This is a genomic window from Streptomyces sp. NPDC001204 (assembly GCF_053598035.1).
In genome coordinates this window covers 1-1199 of the sequence record NZ_JBSFJL010000104.1, presented here as the reverse complement: position 1 = coordinate 1199, position 1199 = coordinate 1, and the positions used below count along the sequence as shown (strand labels likewise).

Genomic DNA, 1199 nt, shown 5'->3' with positions numbered 1-1199 from the left:
ATGGCGACTACCGAGGTGCGTCGGGCGGGGCGTAAGCCCGCTCAGATCGTGGACATGTCCTGGGATCCGATCACACGGATCATCGGGAACCTGGGCATCTACACGAAGATCGATTTCGCGAACCGGGAGGTCGTCGAGTGCCACTCGACCTCCTCACTGTTCCGCGGCTACTCGGTGTTCATGAAGGGCAAGGACCCCCGCGACGCCGGCTTCATCACCTCCCGCATCTGCGGCATCTGCGGCGACAACCACACCACCTGCTCCAACTACGCCCAGCAGATGGCCTACGGCGTCAAACCCCCACCCCTGGCCGAACACATCACCAACCTCGGCGAAGCCGCCGAATACATGTTCGACCACACGATCTTCCAGGACAACCTCGTCTTCGTCGACTTCTGCGAAGCCATGGTCAAGGCCACCAACCCCAGCGTCCTGGCCCGCGCCGAACGCACCGAAGCCCCCCGCGGCCACATCCACGGCTACCGCACCATCGCCGACATCATGCGCGCCTTCAACCCCTTCGAAGGCGAGATCTACAAACAGGCCCTGAAAATGTCCCGCATCACCCGGGAAATGTTCTGCCTGATGGAAGGCCGCCACGTCCACCCCTCCACCCTCTATCCCGGCGGCGTGGGCACCATGCCCCAACCCACCGTCTTCACCGACTACCTCGCCCGCCTCATGCGCGTCATCGACTTCGTCAAACAAGCCGTCGCCCTCAACGACGACGTCTTCGACTTCTTCTACCAGGCCCTGCCCGGCTACGAGGAAGTCGGCCGCCGCCGCATCCTCCTGGCCTGCTGGGGCGCCTGGCAGAACCCCGACATCGTCGACTACCGCTACGAAACGATGAACCACTGGGGCAAGGCCATGTACGTCACCCCCGGCATCATCGTCGACGGCCAACTCGTCACCAACAACCTCGTCGACATCAACCTCGGCCTGCGCATCCTCCTCGGCTCCAGCTACTACGACGACTGGACCACCGAAGAACCCTTCGTCACCCACGACCCCCTCGGCAACCCCGTCGACATCCGCCACCCCTGGAACCAGACCACCCTGCCCCACCCCCAAAAACGCTCCTTCGACCACAACTACAGCTGGGTCATGAGCCCCCGCTGGCACCACCCCGAAACCGGCCAGCACCTCGCCCTCGACACCGGCGGCGGCCCCCTCGCCCGCCTCTGGTCCACCGCCCT

At 64.6% G+C, this 1199-nt stretch carries 1 protein-coding gene; it reads left to right on the top strand.

The genetic code is table 11. The features are described from left to right. A partial coding sequence (locus ACWC91_RS41625) for a nickel-dependent hydrogenase large subunit (RefSeq protein ID WP_450645103.1) occupies positions 1-1199 on the top strand: 1199 nt, incomplete at both ends.